This is a genomic window from Streptohalobacillus salinus (assembly GCF_003201605.1).
Lineage (GTDB): Bacteria > Bacillota > Bacilli > Bacillales > Amphibacillaceae > Streptohalobacillus > Streptohalobacillus salinus.
In genome coordinates, this window is the sequence record NZ_QJJR01000006.1 from 63,832 (window position 1) to 84,095 (window position 20,264).

The following is a 20,264-nucleotide window of genomic DNA, read 5'->3' on the forward strand; positions in this document are numbered from 1 at the left end:
CTATGCGCCCTAAGGGCACAGTCAAGTCACAGTGAAAAAAAGTTTTTCGTAAGAATCATTCATACCATTCGTTACATATTGATAAGTTCTGTAGTTATCTCATTAGTTATAAGCATGATTTCACTTTGTTCTTATCGCTTCATTTGTTAGGTTTTCACTGAGTAGTCTTGGATAGCCTTTGTACTATTTTTAAACGTATATGTTTCAACAAATAGGAGTTCGCTCAACTATTAAATAGTTTATAAATCCTTTTCAACAGTTAGTCTAATTACAACGATAGCCACTGTTAGCTTACACATCACTACGATTAGCGCTGCATCGGTACGTTGGAAACAGCATCTAGATTATGTACCAAGTTTCCTTCATCTGTAATAATAGATATGACACCGTCTGTCTCAAGGACAATCGCTGAAATGCTGTCAAAGTCATTATGACCCGCTTTTCTAATCGCTTGTTCTAATTCACCTTTTAGAATTCTTTCTTGTAACATATTTCTTTCGATTAACTCGCCTTGGTAATATAGGAGGGTAGGCGCTGATTTTATGATCCGACTAACAGTTTTCAACCGAACAGCAGTAAATGTAATGACGTATTGCAAAAAGATCAGTAACGCCATCGCTAACATACCTTCGACAAGAGCAATCGATGGATTTATGATAATTGTTGCCAGCATCGAACCTAGTGCTATCGTAATAATAAAATCAAACGCATTCATCTTCGAAAGTGTCCGCTTCCCACTGATCCTAATCATGAGTATAAGTAAGAAATAGCTAAATACCCCAATGATTAATGTTCGTTTCATTGTCTCAAAATCTCCAATTATATAATTCATCATTTTCTCATTTCCCTTCTTAATTACTTGTTGAGTTAATCAATAGCACCATCAGACTCTGCTTTCACTAACATGCCATCGTTCTTAACAGATGAGTCACTTCCCTCACAACAACGAAGAATCCAAAGAATCACCACCTGGTTTCTCAAGTGCTGACACGACAAGTTCAAATCACTTTCTCAAATCTACCTTACGCTATCATCTTACCATAATATTGGATACTGCATCACCGTTTACATTATTTCTCTCTAGTTATTTGATGAGACACACACCTGTTATCTTTACAATGGAATTTAATTATTAAACAGACAACCTTAACTCTAGGGAAGTAATCCGGTCATTTAACTAATGAGACATGCGATTTAAATGGAGGATAGTGACTATGTTAGTAAAACCAAAGCGATTACAACCTGGGTGTCCCGATTCCCTCTTTGTAATTTATCGGGAATCCAAGTTGAAAGTGAACCACGATATTACCCAAAAGTGAACCTTATCTGTTTTATCGGTTTATCTAAAAAGATCTTCTTATATTTTATTCTAATGATACATCCTACAAGCAATTTGTAAACGAGAAAATGTCTACCACTTCTGCTTGAACAAGTAATGTACCAAATGCTTAATCGTTCAAGCGAAATCTTTTAATAACGCCCTTTTTTAATAACATTCACATGAAGCAGCCCGTCATTTGAAATACATCTGTTTTACCATGAAGTTTGGATCAGGCAAATATCAAAATGATTGACTTGTTTCGTTGGATAGTTCAGCTATCAAGTGTTAAAATATAGAAGATAGTTGCCTGTTCCTATACAATCATAATTCCCTTTACAAAATTCGCGCTAAGATTCTAACGAGGAAAGTATCACCAATCACTTTAATTAGAGAGGAAGGATTCTTATGAAAGTTATTTATCAAGACGTAACGTTGGCAGAGAGTAACAATACAGAAGTGGTTGAAGGCAACCACTACTTTCCAAGATCTGACGTAAAAATGGACCTTTTCACGAAAAGCACCAAGGAATACACTTGCCCTTGGAAAGGTGAAGCTACGTATTATCATGTCGAAGTAAATGGCCAACGCTTAGAAAATATTGCTTGGTCTTATGAAGATCCAAAAGAAAAAGCAAAGCAAATTGCTGGTCACATCTGCTTCGAAAAAAAACTAGTCACAGAATAACATTCAACATCAAAGAGTCACTACCCTTTCTTTACCATGAGTCTTTTAACACTTAACAGCAACTATCTGATTGTAATTCAGCACTTTGATGATGCGTAAAAGCTTAAACATTTATCCATCGTATCTGTTCTGTAGATTTCATAATTGATTACACACTAAAGAAACCCTGGAAACAACGCTTGCAGTAGATTTCCAGGGTTATCACTATCAATTTTTACGCTTTGCATATAAAAGCTTATTACTTCTCCCACTTTTCCTCTCCGCGCGCTAATAAATTTATCATTACGGGTGGGAGCATTATTTAAGGAATAATAGACAAAAGACCCTGAATTCGAAAATGTTTATTTTCACGGAATCGGGGTCTTAATCTGAAATGTTTATTTTCACTGAGTAATTACTATTTTAACTTCATAATTTTCTTGTCAGCAAACAGATTGTCTCAACATGAGAAGTTTGTGGAAACATGTCGACGGGCTGAATTTCTTTCACTTCATAACTGTGTTCTGTTAGATATTTCAAGTCTCGGGCTAGTGTCGCTGGGTTACATGACACATATACAATCCGTTCAGGTCCCATCGTGACCATCGCTTCAAGTAATGCTTCCTCGCAACCTTTGCGCGGTGGATCGACAACAATCACATCCGGACGAAGACCTTGACTTGTCCACCAAGGCATAACCTTTTCTGCTTGACCAACAACAAATTCAGTATTGCTTAACTGATTAATCTCTGCATTTTTCTTGGCATCATCAATTGCTTCTGGTACGATTTCCACACCATAAACTTTCTTCGCTTGTTGCGCTAAAAAGAGCGAGATTGTACCAATTCCACAATAAGCATCGATAACCGTTTCACTTCCAGTGAGCTGGGCCATCCGCAAAGCTTCGTCATACAAAACTTTTGTTTGATCTGGATTGACTTGATAAAATGATTTGGCTGAAATGGCGAATTTCACATCACCAATTGTGTCATAAATATAATCGTCACCATATAAACAGAAAGTCTGTCTTCCTAAAATCACATTGGTACGTTCACCATTAACGTTTTGCATGATTGAATTGACTTCTGGATAAAGGGATAAAATGCCATCAATAAATTGCTTTTTATACGGCATTTCTTTCGTCCGTGTGACTAGTACTAACATGACTTGATTTGTTTGTTTTCCGCGTCTTACCACGATATGACGTAAGGTTCCTTTATGAATCTTTTCATCATAAGCACGAATACCCACACGGTTCGCTACGTCTCTGACACCATTCACCATCTCATCATTGACTTCATCCGTAATGATGCAACGCTCCATACCCTCAATAATGTCATGACTCTTTTTACGATAAAACCCGGTGATTAATTCCCCATTCTTTTCACCCACAGGAATTTGCACTTTATTACGATAACGCCACGGGTGTTCCATTCCGATGGTTGGGTTCACGTCTATATCCGGCAAATGTGCCACTTTATGCATTACATTTTTCACTTGATTTTGTTTCATAACCAATTGGGAGGCGTAGTCCAGGTGTTGAAGTTGACATCCTCCGCATTGATGGTAAACCTCACACGGGGGTTCAACCCGATTCGGACTTACTTCAATTAAATTGCTTAGCTTACCGATCGCAAAATTCTTTTTCACAAAAATTATTTTAACATCAGCGACTTCTCCAGGGAGTGTATTCGGTACAAAGATGGGATAGCCATCTAATTTCGCTACACCACTTCCTTCATGAGTCATATCTATAAATGTTAGTTGCCGTTGTTCATTTTTTCTAACAGGTGCTGTTTTACTCATCATATCAACGTCCTTTTCTTTATAACTGTAGTAAGTGTAGCAGAAACCGCTCTGATTGAAAAGCAGAGCCCGTACCGGTATTTCCCGGGAAATGAAAAAGATTCCCCGAACGTTCAAGGAATCTCTTACTCGTCATTAGTAACAATTATTCTTCATCTGTTTTTTTAGGTGCCGTTAGATCATCAGGAAATGCAATTGCTTCAAGTGCCGCTGCTTGTTCATCAGCTTCTTCTTGTTCATTCGTCGGTAAGATATAGGTAATGTGCTGTGGCAGATTAGTAAAATGACCCGGTAACAATCCCCCAAACTCACCATCGACATTGAGCTGCATGGTCTCATCTGTCGTTACACGAATATCTTTTGCCTTTACATGAAAAACATTTTTGTCATGAAGATGTTGACCTCTTAGTGCCGCTGTAATCACGCGAATAAATTCTGCGAAATTTGTTTTTTTCAGGACAAATAAATCAAATAAGCCATCATTCATCGTCGCATCAGGCGCTAACTTTTCGAACCCACCCACTGAGTTAGAGTTAGCAATTAAGAACAACATGATTTCTCCTTCAAAAACTTCGCCATCATACGCAATTGTCGTATGAATCGGACGCAGTCTCGGGACCATTTCTGCCCCTTTCATCACATACGCCAATTGACCTAATACCGTTTTAAGTTTACTTGGTACTTCATAAGACACTTCAGTTAATTTACCACCACCGGCAATGTTAATAAAGTAGTGGTTATTTACTTTACCGATGTCTAACTTCTCCATCCGACCATTAATGATGCTCGTAACCGCCTTATCTACTGTCCGCGGAATTTTTAAGGCACGCGCAAAATCATTGGTTGTTCCGGCTGGAATGATTCCTAAAGCAGGTCGATACGCTTGTTCAGCCATCCCTGAGACCACTTCATTAATGGTCCCATCACCACCGACAGCAATAATTAAATCGAATCTTGCTTCACATGCTTGTTTAGCTGCGATGATCGCATTGCCTTTAGCTGTTGTTTGGTGCGCAGACGTCACATACCCTGCTTGTTCAAACCGAGCCAGTACATCAGCAAGCTTATTTTTAAACCCTTCACGCCCTGAGGTTGGATTGTAAATAATTCGTGCAGTCTTCATAGAAAATCCCCCTTACCCATTCTTACGCTCGTTCATTGTTTGTCTACATCAAACTTTATCATAGCACTTTTTATAGAGAAAGGCTATCAATACTCGACGTATTGATAGCCTAAAATTAACCTATTGTAATTCTCCTGCTTTACTTAACGTTTATTCATTTCTTGTAGTAGAATTTTATTAACCATCGGTGGGTTTGCCTGTCCTTTGGTTTGTTTCATTACTTGACCTACTAAGAAACCAATGGCTTTATCTTTACCATTTTTGTAGTCTTCAATCGACTGTTCATTTTGATCTAAGATTGCGGTAATGATTTCTGTTAACTGACCTTCATCTGAGATTTGCACCAATCCTTTTGCTTTAACAATCTCGTCTGGATCGCCACCTTTTTCAACAAGTTCAGCAAAAACTTTCTTCGCCATTTTTGATGAAATCGTGCCATCTTCAATTAACGTAATCATGCGTGCTAATGCAGATGGTGTCATCGGTAAATCATGAAGTTCCAGTTGCTGTTTATTTAAGTGCGCAGAAACCTCACCCATTAACCAGTTTGATGCTTGCTTCACATCTGCACCACTCGCAATGGTTGCTTCAAAGAAATCCGACATTTCTTTTGTGCTCGTCAGTACCATCGCATCATACGCTGGTAATGTTAAATCTTCAATGTAACGTTTTTTACGCGCATCAGGAAGTTCCGGGATTTCCGCACGGATACGCGCCTTCCAGTCTTCGTCAATGTAAAGGGGGACCAAGTCAGGTTCCGGGAAATAACGGTAATCATCTGAACCTTCTTTGACACGCATTAAGACCGTTTCTTTCGTCGATTCTTCATAGCGACGTGTCTCTTGTAAAATCTCGCCACCCGCCATCAATACTTTTTGTTGACGTTTTTCTTCAAACTCCAAGCCCTTTTGTACAAAAGAGAAGGAGTTAAGGTTTTTCAGTTCTGTTTTCACACCAAATTCTTCTTGTCCGACAGGACGAATTGAAATATTGGCATCACACCGAAGTGAGCCTTCTTCCATCTTACAGTCTGATACACCCGTATACTGAATAATATTTTTAATTTTTTCTAAATAAGCATAGGCTTCCGCTGGTGAACGTAAGTCCGGTTCAGAAACAATTTCAACCAGTGGTGTTCCTTGTCGATTATAATCGACAAGTGAATAACCATCATCACTGTGGGTAAGTTTCCCTGCATCTTCTTCTAAATGCAAGCGAGTAATACCAATCCGTTTTGTCCGACCTTCAACTTCGATATCAATGTAACCATGCTCACCAATCGGTTGATCAAATTGTGAAATTTGATAAGCTTTTGGATTATCCGGATAAAAATAGTTTTTACGGTCAAACTTCGTATCAGTAGCAATTTCACAATTGATCGCCATTGCTGCTTTCATCGCATAGTTGACAGCTTCCTCATTTAAAACCGGCAAAACACCTGGATATCCTAAATCAATTGGGTTAATGTTTTCATTTGGTTCAGCACCAAAGTGGTTAAAACTCGGGCTAAATATTTTTGAATCGGTTTTTAATTCAACGTGAACTTCTAAACCAATAACTGTTTCAAAATTCATTATTTTGCACCTCCCATAACTGGGCGTTTCTTATGATGTTCAGTTGCTTGTTCATAAGCATAAGCCGCACGGTAAATCATTTGTTCATCAAAGTGCTTCGCAATGATTTGCAAACCAATTGGCAAGCCCTCATCGTCACTAAAACCACATGGTAATGACATCCCTGGGACACCTGCTAAGTTAACCGGAATGGTTAAGACGTCATCTGCGTACATCAACAGTGGATCATCAATTTTCTCGCCAACTTTATAAGCAGGTGTTGGTGAGGTTGGTCCAACGATGATGTCGTAGTTTTCGAATACTTTATCAAAATCTTGTTTAATCAACGTTCGAACTTGTTGGGCTTTTTTGTAATAGGCATCATAGTAACCTGAACTAAGCGCAAACGTTCCAAGCATAATCCGGCGCTTAACTTCATCACCAAAACCTTCACTGCGTGTGTTTTTAAACACATCAATCATATTCTCCGCATGATCGGTCCGTTTACCATAACGAATCCCATCAAAACGGGCAAGGTTTGCTGATGCTTCTGAAGAAGCAAGTAAATAATAAGCCGCAACTGCATATTTTGAATGTGGCAATGATACTTCTTCAACCGTTGCTCCTAATGATTTAAATACTTCAATGGCTGCTTCAACCTTTTCGCGTACTTCTGGTTGAATACCTTCTTGACTCGATAAGTATTCACGCGGCACAGCAATTTTCAATCCTTCGACACCCTTTTTTAGGGCATCATGATAATTAGGGACATCCACATTGGCTGATGTTGAATCCATTTTGTCATGACCAGCAATGACGTTCAATACATAGGCATTGTCTTCGACCGTTCGCGTTAATGGTCCAATTTGATCAAGTGATGAGGCAAAGGCTACCAATCCAAACCGTGAAACTAGACCATAAGTTGGTTTTAAACCGACAACCCCGCAAAATGAAGCAGGTTGACGAATCGATCCACCTGTATCTGAACCGAGAGAGAAGAATACTTCTCCGGCTGCCACAGAAGCTGCTGAACCACCGCTTGAACCACCGGGAACATAATCGGTATTCCACGGGTTTCGCGTATCAAAATAACTTGAATTTTCAGTTGTTGAACCCATCGCAAACTCATCCATGTTTAACTTACCGATCGTAATCACATTCTTTTTGTTCAAACGTTCCATCACGGTCGCATCATACAAGGGGTTATCAAAGTTACTTAATAATTGACTCGCACATGTTGTCCGTAGCCCTTTAGTGACGATGTTATCTTTAATACCTGCTGGAATCCCAAATAAGGGATGGTTATTTTGATCAATCTCTTGATCTAATTGTGCCGCTTGTTTCAAGGCAGCTTCTTTGTTAAGGGTAATGAATGCCTTGACTTGATCGTCTACAGCATCGATTTGGTCATAAGAAGCTTGAACTAAATCCGTAACGGTTAGTTCTTTGTTATGTAGCTTCTGTTGTAATTCTTCTAATGTATAATCAAAAACAGACATTGACGTGCCTCCTATTATAAAATTGTTGGGACTTTAAACTGATTGTTCTGATGATCTGTCGCATTATTTAACGCATCTTCACGATCAATCCACTTACGTGGTTCATCTTTACGCATCACATTTTTTAAATCCAGTACGTGCGTGGTTGGTTCGACCCCTGTTGTATCAAGTTCGTTTAAAAGTTCTGCATAGTGAATAATATCACCTAATTGCTTTGTCATTGTATCTACTTCATCATCTGTAATCGCAAGACGGGCTAAATGTGCCACATGTCTTACTTGATCTTTTGAAATATCTGTCATTTATCTACACCTCCACTATTTATTCCTACCTGTCGTTAAACATACTTCTGATAATAGCAAACTTTTAAGCGTTTAGGCAACTATTCGTTAATTATTATCAGAAGATTTCGAGCAATACCTACAACTTAACGTTCATATACATGAACAAACGGTTCATCTTCACCACGTTTTCGAGTAATTAAGCTTTCTTGTTTATTACTCGACTTGATAATGACTTCAATATCAAAATAGCTTTGGAAGCTCTCCATTACTAACCCGTAAACATATTGGGTAAAACCTACAACTTCGGCCTGTCCTTGAAACTCGATCGGAATCTCTAATGTTAATGACTGAATTTGATCACCAATGAAGAATCCCTCACCAATGAGACCCACATAATTCGGGAAAAATTCGGCAATGTCTTGCTTAAAATCTTCTATTGTTGCCGATAAATCTGGATCTAAATTCCTTGCCTCTGTGGACGGGAAGAGAACATAATTATCATTAATCGTTTCCCAATCACCGACAGAAGATGATCCTCCTGAAACCGTTGTTTGAGCTACAAAGTTTCCTGGAACGAGTCCACTTCTTGGCGCCTCTCGGTAAATTGCCAGCATAATGGGTACATCAGTCAAACCATCTTTTTGTCTCAAACGCTCCACAACTGTATCCGCAATGCGATTCGCTTCCGTCATCATGGTTGACTCTGGAATATCCTCATAATATGTCGGACCGCCTACTTCCGTTTGAAAACTATAATTTGATTTCATCGCAATCCCAAGAGCAATCCCCGCTAATTGAACTGATTGATCATCCGTTCGCTTTAAAAAGTTTTGTTCTAAAATATGCGATAAATATTTTGGGTTTTCTCGCTCTTGCTCCAATTTCACATCGGTAGCCGCATCCGTTGCATAGTCAACCGATGGGTTTAAACCAAATGGAGCCGCTTCTGATTCCCGCTCCAACCAACTATACAGCTCACTCTGGCCAATCTGCTGTCCCTCTTGAAAGAAATGCGAATCCGGGTCAAATACATCAACTGCATGACGTCGCAAATCATTCTCAAGGGTTCGAATATCTAAGCGATTAGCCACTTGATTAGTCGTTACGCCTCGAGACTGACTAAGTCGATAGGGCAGTAACACTTGGTATTCTGAATCTGACACTTCATAACTTGGGATAATCGCTGTTTCCTGTTGTTCAGTTGGTAGTGTTTCGTCAACAACCTCTTCAGGATCATTAAAGTTAGGTGCACACCCAACCAAGAGGACCGAAGCGATTATATATAACAGTATACGTTTCATCAAATGTCCTCCTTTCTCACTCAGGCAACCGTTCAAGCAGGGTCGCCTCATCCCACACTTCAATGCCTAGTTTATTTGCTTTTTCTAATTTCGAACCTGCTTCTTCCCCAGCAACCAGTACGTCTGTTTTCTTTGATACACTGCCAGTTACTTTAGCGCCCAGCACCTCTAATTTCACCTTTAAGTCTTGGCGCGTATAGTGTTCAAGTGTACCGGTTAACACCATCGTCAAGCCAGTAAACGGCGTGGGTTCACTTGTTGCTCGTTTCGGTCCTTTATAGACCATATTTACTCCGCTCGCTCTTAACCGAGACAAGAGCTCTTCCACATGGGGCTCATTAAAATATTGCACCACCGAATCAGCCATTTTTTCTCCAATTTCATCAATAGCTTCAAGGTTCTCTTTAGTCATACTTGCTAATTGCTCAATCGTCTCTGCATGTTGCGCTAGCGTTTTTGCCGCTTTTGAGCCTATGAAGCGAATGCCTAATCCAAACAGGAGACGTTCTAATGAGTTCGTCTTTGACGCTTCAATTGCTGTCAAAAGATTATCCACTGATTTATCTCCCATTCGCTCAAGTTGCAACAACTCGTCCCGTTTCAAGCGATATAAGTCACTCACATCATGTACCAGTTCATGGTCATAGAGCTGCTCAATGACTTTCTCACCTAAGCCATCAATGTTCATTGCCAAGCGTGAAACAAAGTGGGTTAGCCCTTCTTTTAGTTGCGCTGGACAGCTAGGATTAATGCAACGAAGCGCCACTTCCTCATCAAGTCGGACCAACTCAGAACCGCAACTCGGACAGTGTGTCGGCATGTGAAAGGCTTCGCTATTTTCAGGACGCTCATCGACGATAACTTTCACAACCTCTGGAATGATGTCGCCTGCTTTTTTAATAATTACACGATCATTTAAACGAATGTCTTTTTCCTTAATGTAATCTTCATTATGGAGCGATGCCCGCCCAACTGTCGTACCAGCCACTTTAACGGGTTCAAGAATAGCAGTCGGTGTGACAACACCGGTGCGACCTACGCTAAATTCAATCGCTCGTAAAGTGGTTGCCACTTCTTCAGCTGGAAACTTGTAAGCAATCGCCCATCGCGGACTTTTCGCCGTTCTCCCCAAACGCTCTTGGTAACTAAGACGATCCACCTTAATCACAATGCCATCAATTTCATAAGTTAAATCAGCACGTCTGACTTGCCAATGTTCGATAAAGGCGATGACTTCATCAATGGTTTGGCAATCCTTCCACTCCGTATTTGTTTTAAATCCTAAGGAACGGAGATAAGTTAGATCAGCACTATGCGTTTCCATGCTGCGATTTTCCCACTGGCCAATCGCATAAAGAAAGATATCTAGATGACGCTTCGCAGCGACTTTAGAGTCAAGTTGACGCAAAGACCCGGCCGCTGCGTTACGCGGGTTGGCGAACGGCTCTTCCTCGTTTATTTCACGCGCTTTATTTAAGTGCATAAATGACGTTTTCGGCATAAAGGCTTCCCCGCGTGCTTCAAAGGTACCCGGCTCATCAATTTTAAGTGGAATACTATTAATCGTTTTTAAGTTTTGTGTAATATCTTCACCAATCTCCCCATCACCACGGGTAGCACCACGGACAAACTCGCCATCTTGATAGCGAAGCGATACTGCCAAACCATCAATTTTAAGTTCAGCCACATAGCTAACATCGTCCACATCTAGGCCTGCTTTGACTCGGCGGTCAAAATCACGAAGATCCTCTTCGTTAAACGCATTAGCTAAGCTAAGCATCGGACGCTCATGCGTCACTTTAGTGAATCCATCTAAGACTTTACCACCTACGCGTTCAGTCGGTGAATGGGCCTGTTTCTTCTCAGGGTATGCTTCTTCAAGTTTGATTAATTCTTGCAATAATTGATCATATTCGCTGTCGGGTACTGAAGGTTGATCAAGGACATAATACTCGTGACTGTACTTATTTAATTGGTCTGTCAACGCTTTTATTCTTTCATCTATGTTAGCCATATCAACCATTCTCCTTACGTTTCTTTCGTGATTGGTGCAAATTGTGCAATCAATCGTTTCAAGCCAACCGGTGCAGGGAAGGCAATATCAAGTTCTAAACTATCACTATCCCCTGATACTTTTACAACGGTACCAATCCCCCATTTTTTATGATTAGCTTTGTCCCCAGCTTTCCAAGCGGCATGTTCACTACCACTTGTTTTTTTCTGAGCGCGCCTCACCTTAGAGGTTGGCTGTTGCTTCTGTTGCAAGGCTTGTTTTTTCACCGGTAACCCAAACGGATCCTCACTGGTTTCATTTCCAGCAATCAATTCACTCGGAATTTCATCAATAAACCGACTCATCGGATTAAAGTTCGTACGACCATATAACGTCCGCATATTCGCGTGTGTTAAATATAACAGTTTTTCAGCTCGGGTAATTCCAACATAAGCAAGGCGACGTTCCTCGTTCATTTCTTCTTCATCAAACATTGACCGGCTGTGCGGGAACACATTTTCTTCTAAACCAATCAAAAATACGACCGGAAATTCGAGACCTTTGGCCGCATGTAACGTCATTAAGGTCACTTTGTTATCGGCATCCGGATCATCATCAATTTTGTCGATGTCGCTAATTAACGCCAGGTCCGTTAAGAAGGTGACTAACGTTTGGTCTTCATCACTCCCCGCTTCAAAGTGCTGGGTCACTGTTTTGAACTCATTAATGTTCTCAAGCCGTGTTTGTGCTTCTATGGTTCGCTCATTTTCAAGCATTGCCTCATAACCGGTCCGCTCAAGTACATCTTCAACGATATCCGTCGCAGATAGAAATTCCTGTTGCTGATGCCAATTCCAGACCATTTCACTAAAGTGACTCAACGCTTGCGTGGCACGTTTACTGAGACCGACAAAGTCAATCTCTTTGATTGCCGTCATTAAGGCAATGTCATGCAATTCTGCATAAGCTTGCAGTTTTTCAAGCGACGTCTTACCCACACCACGCTTAGGCTCATTGACGACCCGTGCAAAACTCACATCATCCTCTGGATTCGCAATCAGGCGTAAGTAAGCCAGTAAATCTTTAATTTCTTTACGGTCATAGAACTTCGTACCGCCAACCATCTGATAAGGAATATTTGCCTTCACAAAGGTTTCCTCAATCGAACGCGATTGTGCATTGGTCCGGTAAAGAATGGCAACATCCCGGTAGTGATATGCTTTTGTTTCAATGATATTATCAATTTCTTCGGCGACATAAAGCCCTTCTTCTTGCTCACTACGTGCTTTAAAGTAATTAATTTGGGTTCCCCCATCATTTTCTGTCCATAACTTCTTTGGTCGCCGATCACGATTGTTTTCAATCACCGCATTAGCTGCTTTAAGAATTGAATCTGTTGAACGATAATTCTGTTCAAGCAGCACCACTTCTGCGTTAGGATAGTCCTTTTCGAAATCTAGAATATTTTTAATATCTGCCCCGCGCCAGCGGTAAATTGATTGATCGGAATCACCAACAACACAGAGGTTCTTGTAGCGCTTAGCAAGTTGTTTGACTAAATAGTACTGGGCGTAGTTCGTATCTTGATACTCATCGACATGGATATACTGAAACCGGTGTTGATAATAATCGAGTACTTCAGGTACCCGGTCAAACAACGTAATCGTCTGCATAATTAAATCATCAAAATCAAGCGATTGATTTTTCCTAAGCGTTTGTTCATACCCTTTGTAAACATCAGCAACGACTTTTTCATAGTAATTTGCGGCATTTTTCTGATAGGCACTCGCGGTAACTAAATCATTTTTCGCCTGACTAATTAGCCCTAGCATCGCACGCGGTTCAAATTGCTTTGTATCAATATTTCGGTTCTTTAACACATTTTTAATCACGGTCAATTGATCACCTGTATCAAAAATCGTAAAGTTTTTATTGTAACCAATTTGGTCAATATCTCGACGTAAAATCCTTACACACATCGAGTGGAATGTTGATACCCACATGTATTGTGCCTCCGGCCCGACGAGTGCTTCTACCCGTGATTTCATTTCACGTGCTGCTTTATTTGTGAAGGTAATTGCTAGCACGTTACGTGCTGCGACATCCTTTTCTTCGAGTAAGTAAGCAATTCGATGCGTTAAAACACGTGTTTTGCCACTACCTGCACCAGCCATGATTAGTAATGGACCATTGGTGTGTTTAACTGCTTCCTTTTGTTTTGGGTTTAACCCTTTAAGTAAATCACGAATCGGTTGACTCAAATCTCTCACCGCCTTAAGTTATCTGTTTAATTTGCACTGTTTTGATTGCTTGTTTGAAATCGGTATATAAGCTGTTTCCAACCACAACCGTATCAGCATAAGCTGCCATTTTTTCTGCATCCGCTAAGGTATAAATGCCACCACCGTAAATGAGTTGTGTTTCTTTCAAGTGTGGACGAATTGCTTTTAACAGTTCGACGTCACCATAAGTTCCAGAATACTCTAAGTAAAAGAACGGCAAGTGAAAGACGTGTTCTGTCATCTTTGCATATGCAATCACATCTTCCTTATCTGGCAAGCGGCATTGTGCTTTTTTATAAGCCTTCGCCTCTGGGTTCATAATACAATAACCTTCAGCGCTTACTTGATCAAAATTTATCATCGGTCCGAAGGTTTTAATCGCTTCATGTTGTACATCCATCATCCATTTTTTATTTGTGGCATTTAGAACAAGAGGAATGAAGTAGTAGTCAAATCCAGGAGAAATTGCGTCTTTATTGGTAACTTCTAACACAACCGGGACTTCAAATCGACGAATATGTGACAGTAAGTCAAGGACACCATCTAAGGTGATCTGATCGGTTCCACCGACAATAATCGCATCGGTACCGGAAGTGCAAACTTGATCTAATTGTTCGTCCGTTAACGCTTTTGCTGGGTCTAATTTAAATACATGTCGCCATGTTGAGCTATCTAACATATCGAACCCTCACTTTATATTGAAATTCATCATTTTATTATAACAAAAACGGACATATGTTTGTTAAATTGCACTAAGAAAATCGAGAAAATCTCTAGCGCCATTCCTTTATCTGTAAAAAAAGAAAAACACATCCACGCTCAACTGCCCAGCAGTTTTACACCGATGTGTTTTTCATCTTTATGTTTTTATTTTTTGTCACTTGGGAAGACTAATCCGATTTTTGCGCGTGCTGTATCTAATACGTCCATCGTCTGCAGGGACACCTCAAAACGATTCACATTACTTTCGATTTCCCCTGCTTTAATGAGCGCAGCAAAGTGGTCTGCTTCATAGTACATTGAATTCGTTCGTTGATCCACACTAATATCACTTTCATTTCCTTCTTTATCAATTAACGTTAACCCAAGCATGTCACTCCATTTTTTTATAACAATCGAACCGTTCTCACCTTGCACCTCAGATGCTAGTCCGCTGTTGGTAATTTTAGAGAACATTAAATCCGCTTGAAAATCTCCATAATCCAGTAAAACAGTCCCTGCACCGTCTACTCCTGACGCTAACATATGCGCTGCGGCTTCAACGCGTTTTGGTGCGCCAAATAACTGTACAATCGGATAAATGGTATAAACGCCAATGTCCATCAAGGAACCGTTTGATAAATCTGGTTTAAAGGCATTAAGTATTTCACCTTCTTTATAGCGATCATAACGTGATGAATACTGACAGAAGTTGCCAACGATTCGACGAATCGGCGCAATCGCATCAAACATCTCCTTCAACTGTTCGAAGTTTGGTACGTGTGTTGTTTTCATCGCTTCCATCAACGTAACATTATTTGTTTTTGCTGCCTCAATCATTGCTTGAACTTCTCTTTGATTTGAAGCCATCGGCTTCTCAACGAGTACATGTTTTTTACCTTGTAAACACATTATTGCTTGTTCAGCATGAAGTGCCGTAGGGCTTGCAATATAAACCGCATCAAACGCTTTGCTTTGACTAAAGCCTTCCATGTCAGTGTAGGTTACATCACAATCATACTTTTCAGCAAACGCTTTTGCCTTTTCGGTTGTCCGTGAATAGACCGCACCCACCGTGTATTGTTTCGTTTGTAAAGCTGCATCCAAAAACCGATCAGTAATCCAATTTGTTCCAATGATTCCTAAACGTATCATTTGCCTTCCTCCTTATTTATCCGCGCTAACACCGTTTCATAACCGCCACTACCATAGGTTAAACAACGCTTTACTCTCGAAATCGTTGTGGTCGACGCATGTGACTCATCAACAATCGCATGATAGGTTTGTCCTTCTGATAGCATCTTTGCAACCGTTAAACGCTGCATCAATGCTTGAAGTTCGTTCATCGTGGCCAAATCATCAAAAAATTGATAGCATTCTTCTTTATTTTCTAATGATAAAATCGCTTCAAACAACTGGTCGAGCTGGTCACCGCGTAATTTGTCTATCTGCATCGTTACTGTCTCCCCCTTTATTCGACTGTGACACGTTCAATACCGGTTGACGTTGGAATAACATTAATCCATGTTTTACCAGGAACGAACCCAACCGCTTCTCCGCTTTGAACAGGAATAATCCGTCCATCTCTGTTTTCCCAAGCTACTTCTTTAGCCACACCTTTTTGGATTAAGAGCGCATCACCACCACTTGAGAAATCAATTTCACGACGGCCAACATCATCAGCAATTTCGTGATACGTTTCTAAAATAAAGACGTTATCTAAAGCAATTGGCGTACTGTCTGATAACTCAACCGTTTGACTTTGTCCGTTGTAGCGATGGTAGGTTTCTGTATCTGATTGATAAACGTACCGGACTGATTCATTCCCGTAATACAAGGTTACCTCATTTGCTGGGTTCCCCTCAAGACCGGTCATTTCTTCATCAGATAAGAAGGTTAATGGCTCGTAAGTGGTTTCCATTTCATACCCTTTTTCTTTTGCAGTTTCTGCAATCGCATCAAAGATAACGTAAGAGTTGTGCGGTGCAACCCGGAATGACTCGCGCTTAAACAGTTGACGGTCATTATCATAATACGCACCATTCAGATGGTCTGCCGCACCATTTTTTAACATATTTTCAATAAACGTCGCTGCGCCGTGGTAAACATATAGCGCATTATAGTCATCAGCCAAATTAAAGTAATAAGGTCGTGCGCTTCGTACCGGTCCGACAACCTCTGGTTGTTCGCTATGGAACATTGCCATTAATCTCGTTGTTTGTCCTTCAGATAAAATTTCAAATACCATATCGGCTTGAGATAAGCCAGACTGCGGTCTAGCACGCGGATGGTTATTAACCATAACGTTTATAAAACGTTGCGTGGGTACCTCGTCTGTTTCAATACCAGTTAGTGGGAAACGTTCTTTTTCCTCAACCTCGATTGGCTCTCTCTCTTTTTCCGTCGTATCGTTTTTACTGTGATCAGTTACTTGGCGTTCTGCATCTTCATCATTACTACACCCAACAAACACAAGCATACTTAACATCACTAACAGTATGTATCTTTTCATTCGCTCATCACCCTTCACTAAAATGATTGACTCCATTGTCTTCTTTAAGTATAACAAATAATCACACAAACCGGGTAACATAAATCAATTGTAGGCTTATCATCATGGTTTAGATACTTTTTATTAATGCTCGCGCATATGTTACAGGTTGTAACACATGCGAAACATATCACAACCAACGTGATAATCGACCGCTTTCTTCCATGCTCTATCCCATTTCTAATACATGTTATACACTTAGCTTAGCAGTACGATAATCACACAACTATCAGTAACACAGAGGAGGACATAGCATGACAAAACAACTAAAAATTGCAACGATTGGCGGCGGTTCTAGTTATACCCCTGAATTGGTCGAAGGATTGATTAAGCATTACGATGAATTTCCAGTTACCGAATTATGGCTTGTCGATATTAAAGCAGGCGAGGATAAGTTAAACATTGTTGGTGCACTAGCAATGCGTATGATAAAAAAAGCCGGCTTACCCATTGATGTCCATTTAACACTTAACCGAGAAGCAGCACTCAAAAATGCTGACTTTGTAACAACCCAGTTTCGGGTTGGTTTACTGGAAGCGCGCGGAAAAGATGAGCGTATCCCGTTAACGTATGATGTTATCGGGCAAGAAACCAACGGTGCAGGTGGTTTATTTAAAGGCTTGCGCACTATTCCAGTCATTTTAGACATCTGCCGTGACATTGAGCGTCTCTGTCCAAATGCTTGGTTAATCAACTTTACCAACCCTGCTGGTATGGTGACTGAGGCTGTTTTACGTTACTCTAACATTAAGAAAGTTGTCGGTCTTTGCAACGTACCCATTGGCATTGAAATGGGCGTAGCAAAGTTACTTGATGTTGACCACTCTCGGATTCGAATTGACTTTGCCGGGTTAAATCATATGGTATACGGCCTCGATGTATTTCTTGATGGTGTCAGTGTCAAAGATGAGGTCGTTGATAAGTTAACCGACCCTGAACAAACAAGTTTTGTGAAGAACATCGAAGGTATTGGTTATGATCCTGCCTTTATTCGTGCGTTAGGTGTGTTAACATGCCCGTATCACAATTACTACTACAAACACCGTGATATGCTTGAAAAACAGCACAAAGAAGCCAAAGAACAAGGGACACGAGCAGAAGTTGTCTTAAAACTTGAAAGTGAGCTGTTTGAACTTTATCAAGATGAAAACTTAGCCATCAAACCTCCTCAGCTAGAAGAGCGTGGGGGCGCTTATTACTCTGAGGCTGCGGTTCGGTTAATCACTTCTATTTATAATGACACGTGTGATATTCAACCTGTCAATACGAGAAACAACGGGGCGATAAAATCACTTCCAGATGAGTCAGCAGTAGAAATCAGTTCGGTAATCACAAAAGATGGTCCTAAACCGATTGCCATCGGCGACTTACCTGTGGCAACACGGGGATTGGTGCAACAGATTAAATCCTTTGAACGCCTTAGTGCAGAAGCAGCTGTGACTGGCAATTATGATTTAGCGGTCACAGCCTTAGCGATTAATCCATTGACGCCTTCTGATACAATTGCCAGAGCGATTGTCGATGAAATGATGGAAGCTCATAAACAATATTTACCGCAATTCTTTAAGTAATAAATCAGTTAGCTCACCCCCCTCATCGCGAACATGCGATGAGGGGGTTTCTTTTGCTTTATACATAATTGCTAGCAATAGGGGCACTTGAGAAAAACTAATATTTTGATGGATATGTGGCTTCTTTTTCCAGAAATGGTGACAACCATTAACCTGATCAGTAAAAGAATAACGCTAAAGTCATTTCACTTGCTTTTCTATGTCTAATCGGGCACGATAAAACATGGACAAAAAATACATAACGGAGGAACCATCATGGCTTACAAAAAAATTGCACTATGGAAAAGCATCAAGACTCATGCCATTCTTATTTTAGTTACTGTCTTACTGATCAACGCGGCACTCTCTAGCTTTATTTTATACCTTATTGAGATGACCGGCTTTGAGTTAGGAATCTTAGGCGCCTTCTTGTCGAACTTTATGAACATTATTTTAGCGACAATCTTGATAGCCGTCTTTCTTAACTATTACATCATTCGTCCAATCCGCAATATGGAACGAACCATTTATCAATTTGAACAGGGTGAACGCAAAGCTCGTGTCGCTTCTAGAAACTTTAATGAAATTGGCCGTTTAGCAGAGCGTCTTAACCAACTCTTTGATGAAATCAATGATTCAGAACAGCAAAAAAACCAAGAAATTATAACGATTGAAGACAAAACAACCCATTTAGCACAGCAACTCGACCATTTAACGGGTGCATTTGAAGGGTTAGGCTCATCATTTGAGAAGGTGACCGCAACAACAACCGATCAACTTAGCACCTTTGAAGAAACGTCGGCCTTGTCTGAAGAAACCGAAGACCGCTTCACTGAAATCACAGAAACGTTACTCCAATTAACAACGGACTTCAATGGGATGCAAGTCCAAACAGATCAAGGAACGAAACAAGTCACCGAATCATCGAAAGCAATGCGCCACATCGCAACCGAAGCAACTGAAACCAAAGCGCTTGTTCATGTCTTAACAGCCGAAATTGAACGCATTCAAGATGTTGTTACTTTGATTAATGATATTGCTGAACAAACCAATCTCCTCGCACTAAATGCTTCAATTGAAGCCGCTCGCGCTGGGGAACATGGTAAAGGCTTTTCGATTGTTGCTGATGAAGTACGTAAGCTTGCCGAGCGTTCAGTCGAAGCAACGTCAAGTGTTAATGAAACCGTTCAAGGTATTCTTAAACAGGTTAACTCATTTACGCAGCAATCGGACCAACAAGCCAATACCATCGACATAGAATCAGAAAAAATCTTAGCGATTAATGAAGGGTTTGCTGCGTTCACGAAGCAAATTAACCAATCTCTCACATCGTTTGATCAAATGGCACAAAATGCTAAAATCGTTCAACAATCAAGTCAAGAGATTGCAGCTGCAATGGCTGACGCTACCGAAAAATCCGAAGATACTACTACCAATATCGTTGATACACATGAGCAGATGCAAACGCATATCGACTCTATTAAAACGATTCGAAGTGAAATCTTCAATTTAAAAGCCTTATTCCAATCCGAAACGATGCAAGAAGTCAGTGAATCAAATTAAGACAAACCACTTGTTGCAAGTCAATGCCCCTCCACCTAACGGTCTCACGGCCGCTTAGATGGGGGGCTTGTGACTA

The 20,264-nt window shown here is 40.5% G+C and carries 16 protein-coding genes; 3 read left to right on the plus strand and 13 right to left on the minus strand.

The genetic code is table 11. The features are described 5' to 3' along the window. Nucleotides 1-307 precede the first annotated feature (307 nt). Nucleotides 308-835, minus strand: coding sequence for a DUF421 domain-containing protein (locus DES38_RS06815; RefSeq protein WP_245881980.1), 528 nt, complete (start codon nt 833-835; stop codon nt 308-310). An 891-nt stretch (nt 836-1,726) separates the two neighbouring features. Here DES38_RS06815 and DES38_RS06820 point away from each other — a divergent pair. Then, complete coding sequence (locus DES38_RS06820; RefSeq protein WP_110251362.1) at nt 1,727-2,005, plus strand: DUF427 domain-containing protein; 279 nt, start codon at nt 1,727-1,729, stop codon at nt 2,003-2,005. 408 nt (nt 2,006-2,413) lie between these two features. Here DES38_RS06820 and rlmD read toward each other — a convergent pair whose 3' ends face one another. From rlmD to DES38_RS06880, 12 genes are all read right to left on the minus strand, one after another. Further along, on the minus strand, nt 2,414-3,793 hold the full coding sequence (gene rlmD, locus DES38_RS06825) for a 23S rRNA (uracil(1939)-C(5))-methyltransferase RlmD (RefSeq protein WP_110251363.1): 1,380 nt from the start codon (nt 3,791-3,793) through the stop codon (nt 2,414-2,416). Between the two features lie 142 nt (nt 3,794-3,935). Continuing rightward, nucleotides 3,936-4,913 carry a diacylglycerol kinase gene (locus tag DES38_RS06830; protein ID WP_110251364.1) on the minus strand — a complete coding sequence of 326 codons (978 nt, stop codon included), beginning with the start codon at nt 4,911-4,913 and terminating at the stop codon, nt 3,936-3,938. A 143-nt stretch (nt 4,914-5,056) separates the two neighbouring features. Beyond that, a complete protein-coding gene (gene gatB / locus DES38_RS06835; protein ID WP_110251365.1) occupies nt 5,057-6,487 on the minus strand; it encodes an Asp-tRNA(Asn)/Glu-tRNA(Gln) amidotransferase subunit GatB in 1,431 nt (476 codons plus the stop codon). Beyond that, a complete protein-coding gene (gatA, locus tag DES38_RS06840) occupies nt 6,487-7,965 on the minus strand; it encodes an Asp-tRNA(Asn)/Glu-tRNA(Gln) amidotransferase subunit GatA (protein ID WP_110251366.1) in 1,479 nt (492 codons plus the stop codon). The genes gatB and gatA overlap by 1 nt, the downstream gene beginning before the upstream one ends. A 14-nt stretch (nt 7,966-7,979) precedes the next feature. Then, nucleotides 7,980-8,267: an Asp-tRNA(Asn)/Glu-tRNA(Gln) amidotransferase subunit GatC gene (gene gatC, locus DES38_RS06845; RefSeq protein ID WP_110251367.1), complete on the minus strand. Its 288-nt coding sequence runs from the start codon at nt 8,265-8,267 to the stop codon at nt 7,980-7,982. Between the two features lie 125 nt (nt 8,268-8,392). Then, entirely contained in the window at nt 8,393-9,550 is a 1,158-nt protein-coding gene (locus DES38_RS06850) for a CamS family sex pheromone protein (protein WP_110251368.1), read from the minus strand. 16 nt (nt 9,551-9,566) lie between these two features. Further along, nucleotides 9,567-11,564: an NAD-dependent DNA ligase LigA gene (gene ligA / locus DES38_RS06855; protein WP_425450537.1), complete on the minus strand. Its 1,998-nt coding sequence runs from the start codon at nt 11,562-11,564 to the stop codon at nt 9,567-9,569. 14 nt (nt 11,565-11,578) lie between these two features. Beyond that, nucleotides 11,579-13,804 (minus strand): DNA helicase PcrA, encoded by a 2,226-nt coding sequence (gene pcrA / locus DES38_RS06860; protein WP_110251370.1) that lies wholly within the window; start codon nt 13,802-13,804, stop codon nt 11,579-11,581. 13 nt (nt 13,805-13,817) lie between these two features. After that, entirely contained in the window at nt 13,818-14,504 is a 687-nt protein-coding gene (gene pcrB / locus DES38_RS06865; protein ID WP_110251371.1) for a heptaprenylglyceryl phosphate synthase, read from the minus strand. A gap of 188 nt (nt 14,505-14,692) precedes the next feature. Then, nucleotides 14,693-15,679 (minus strand): Gfo/Idh/MocA family protein, encoded by a 987-nt coding sequence (locus DES38_RS06870; RefSeq protein WP_110251372.1) that lies wholly within the window; start codon nt 15,677-15,679, stop codon nt 14,693-14,695. Beyond that, complete coding sequence (locus tag DES38_RS06875; RefSeq protein WP_110251373.1) at nt 15,676-15,978, minus strand: YerC/YecD family TrpR-related protein; 303 nt, start codon at nt 15,976-15,978, stop codon at nt 15,676-15,678. The genes DES38_RS06870 and DES38_RS06875 overlap by 4 nt, the downstream gene beginning before the upstream one ends. A gap of 17 nt (nt 15,979-15,995) precedes the next feature. Beyond that, complete coding sequence (locus DES38_RS06880) at nt 15,996-17,036, minus strand: DUF3048 domain-containing protein (RefSeq protein WP_110251374.1); 1,041 nt, start codon at nt 17,034-17,036, stop codon at nt 15,996-15,998. A gap of 293 nt (nt 17,037-17,329) precedes the next feature. Between DES38_RS06880 and DES38_RS06885 the strand changes: the two genes are divergently transcribed. Together DES38_RS06885 and DES38_RS06890 are read left to right on the plus strand one after the other, a co-directional pair. Further along, complete coding sequence (locus DES38_RS06885) at nt 17,330-18,646, plus strand: 6-phospho-beta-glucosidase (RefSeq protein WP_110251375.1); 1,317 nt, start codon at nt 17,330-17,332, stop codon at nt 18,644-18,646. Nucleotides 18,647-18,901: 255 nt separating this feature from the next. Then, nucleotides 18,902-20,188, plus strand: a complete 1,287-nt coding sequence (locus DES38_RS06890; RefSeq protein ID WP_110251376.1) for a methyl-accepting chemotaxis protein — start codon at nt 18,902-18,904, stop codon at nt 20,186-20,188. Nucleotides 20,189-20,264 lie beyond the last annotated feature (76 nt).

Excerpts from the sequence above, each read along its gene's own strand:
- DES38_RS06815 (WP_245881980.1), bottom strand. The coding sequence starts at position 835 with ATGATGAATTATATAATTGGAGATTTTGAGACAATGAAACGAACATTA.
- DES38_RS06875 (WP_110251373.1), bottom strand. The coding sequence starts at position 15,978 with ATGCAGATAGACAAATTACGCGGTGACCAGCTCGACCAGTTGTTTGAA.
- rlmD (WP_110251363.1), bottom strand. The coding sequence starts at position 3,793 with ATGATGAGTAAAACAGCACCTGTTAGAAAAAATGAACAACGGCAACTA.
- ligA (WP_425450537.1), bottom strand. The coding sequence starts at position 11,564 with ATGGCTAACATAGATGAAAGAATAAAAGCGTTGACAGACCAATTAAAT.
- DES38_RS06850 (WP_110251368.1), bottom strand. The coding sequence starts at position 9,550 with ATGAAACGTATACTGTTATATATAATCGCTTCGGTCCTCTTGGTTGGG.
- pcrB (WP_110251371.1), bottom strand. The coding sequence starts at position 14,504 with ATGTTAGATAGCTCAACATGGCGACATGTATTTAAATTAGACCCAGCA.
- DES38_RS06870 (WP_110251372.1), bottom strand. The coding sequence starts at position 15,679 with ATGATACGTTTAGGAATCATTGGAACAAATTGGATTACTGATCGGTTT.
- gatA (WP_110251366.1), bottom strand. The coding sequence starts at position 7,965 with ATGTCTGTTTTTGATTATACATTAGAAGAATTACAACAGAAGCTACAT.
- gatC (WP_110251367.1), bottom strand. The coding sequence starts at position 8,267 with ATGACAGATATTTCAAAAGATCAAGTAAGACATGTGGCACATTTAGCC.
- DES38_RS06820 (WP_110251362.1), top strand. The coding sequence starts at position 1,727 with ATGAAAGTTATTTATCAAGACGTAACGTTGGCAGAGAGTAACAATACA.
- DES38_RS06830 (WP_110251364.1), bottom strand. The coding sequence starts at position 4,913 with ATGAAGACTGCACGAATTATTTACAATCCAACCTCAGGGCGTGAAGGG.
- DES38_RS06885 (WP_110251375.1), top strand. The coding sequence starts at position 17,330 with ATGACAAAACAACTAAAAATTGCAACGATTGGCGGCGGTTCTAGTTAT.
- DES38_RS06890 (WP_110251376.1), top strand. The coding sequence starts at position 18,902 with ATGGCTTACAAAAAAATTGCACTATGGAAAAGCATCAAGACTCATGCC.
- DES38_RS06880 (WP_110251374.1), bottom strand. The coding sequence starts at position 17,036 with ATGAAAAGATACATACTGTTAGTGATGTTAAGTATGCTTGTGTTTGTT.
- gatB (WP_110251365.1), bottom strand. The coding sequence starts at position 6,487 with ATGAATTTTGAAACAGTTATTGGTTTAGAAGTTCACGTTGAATTAAAA.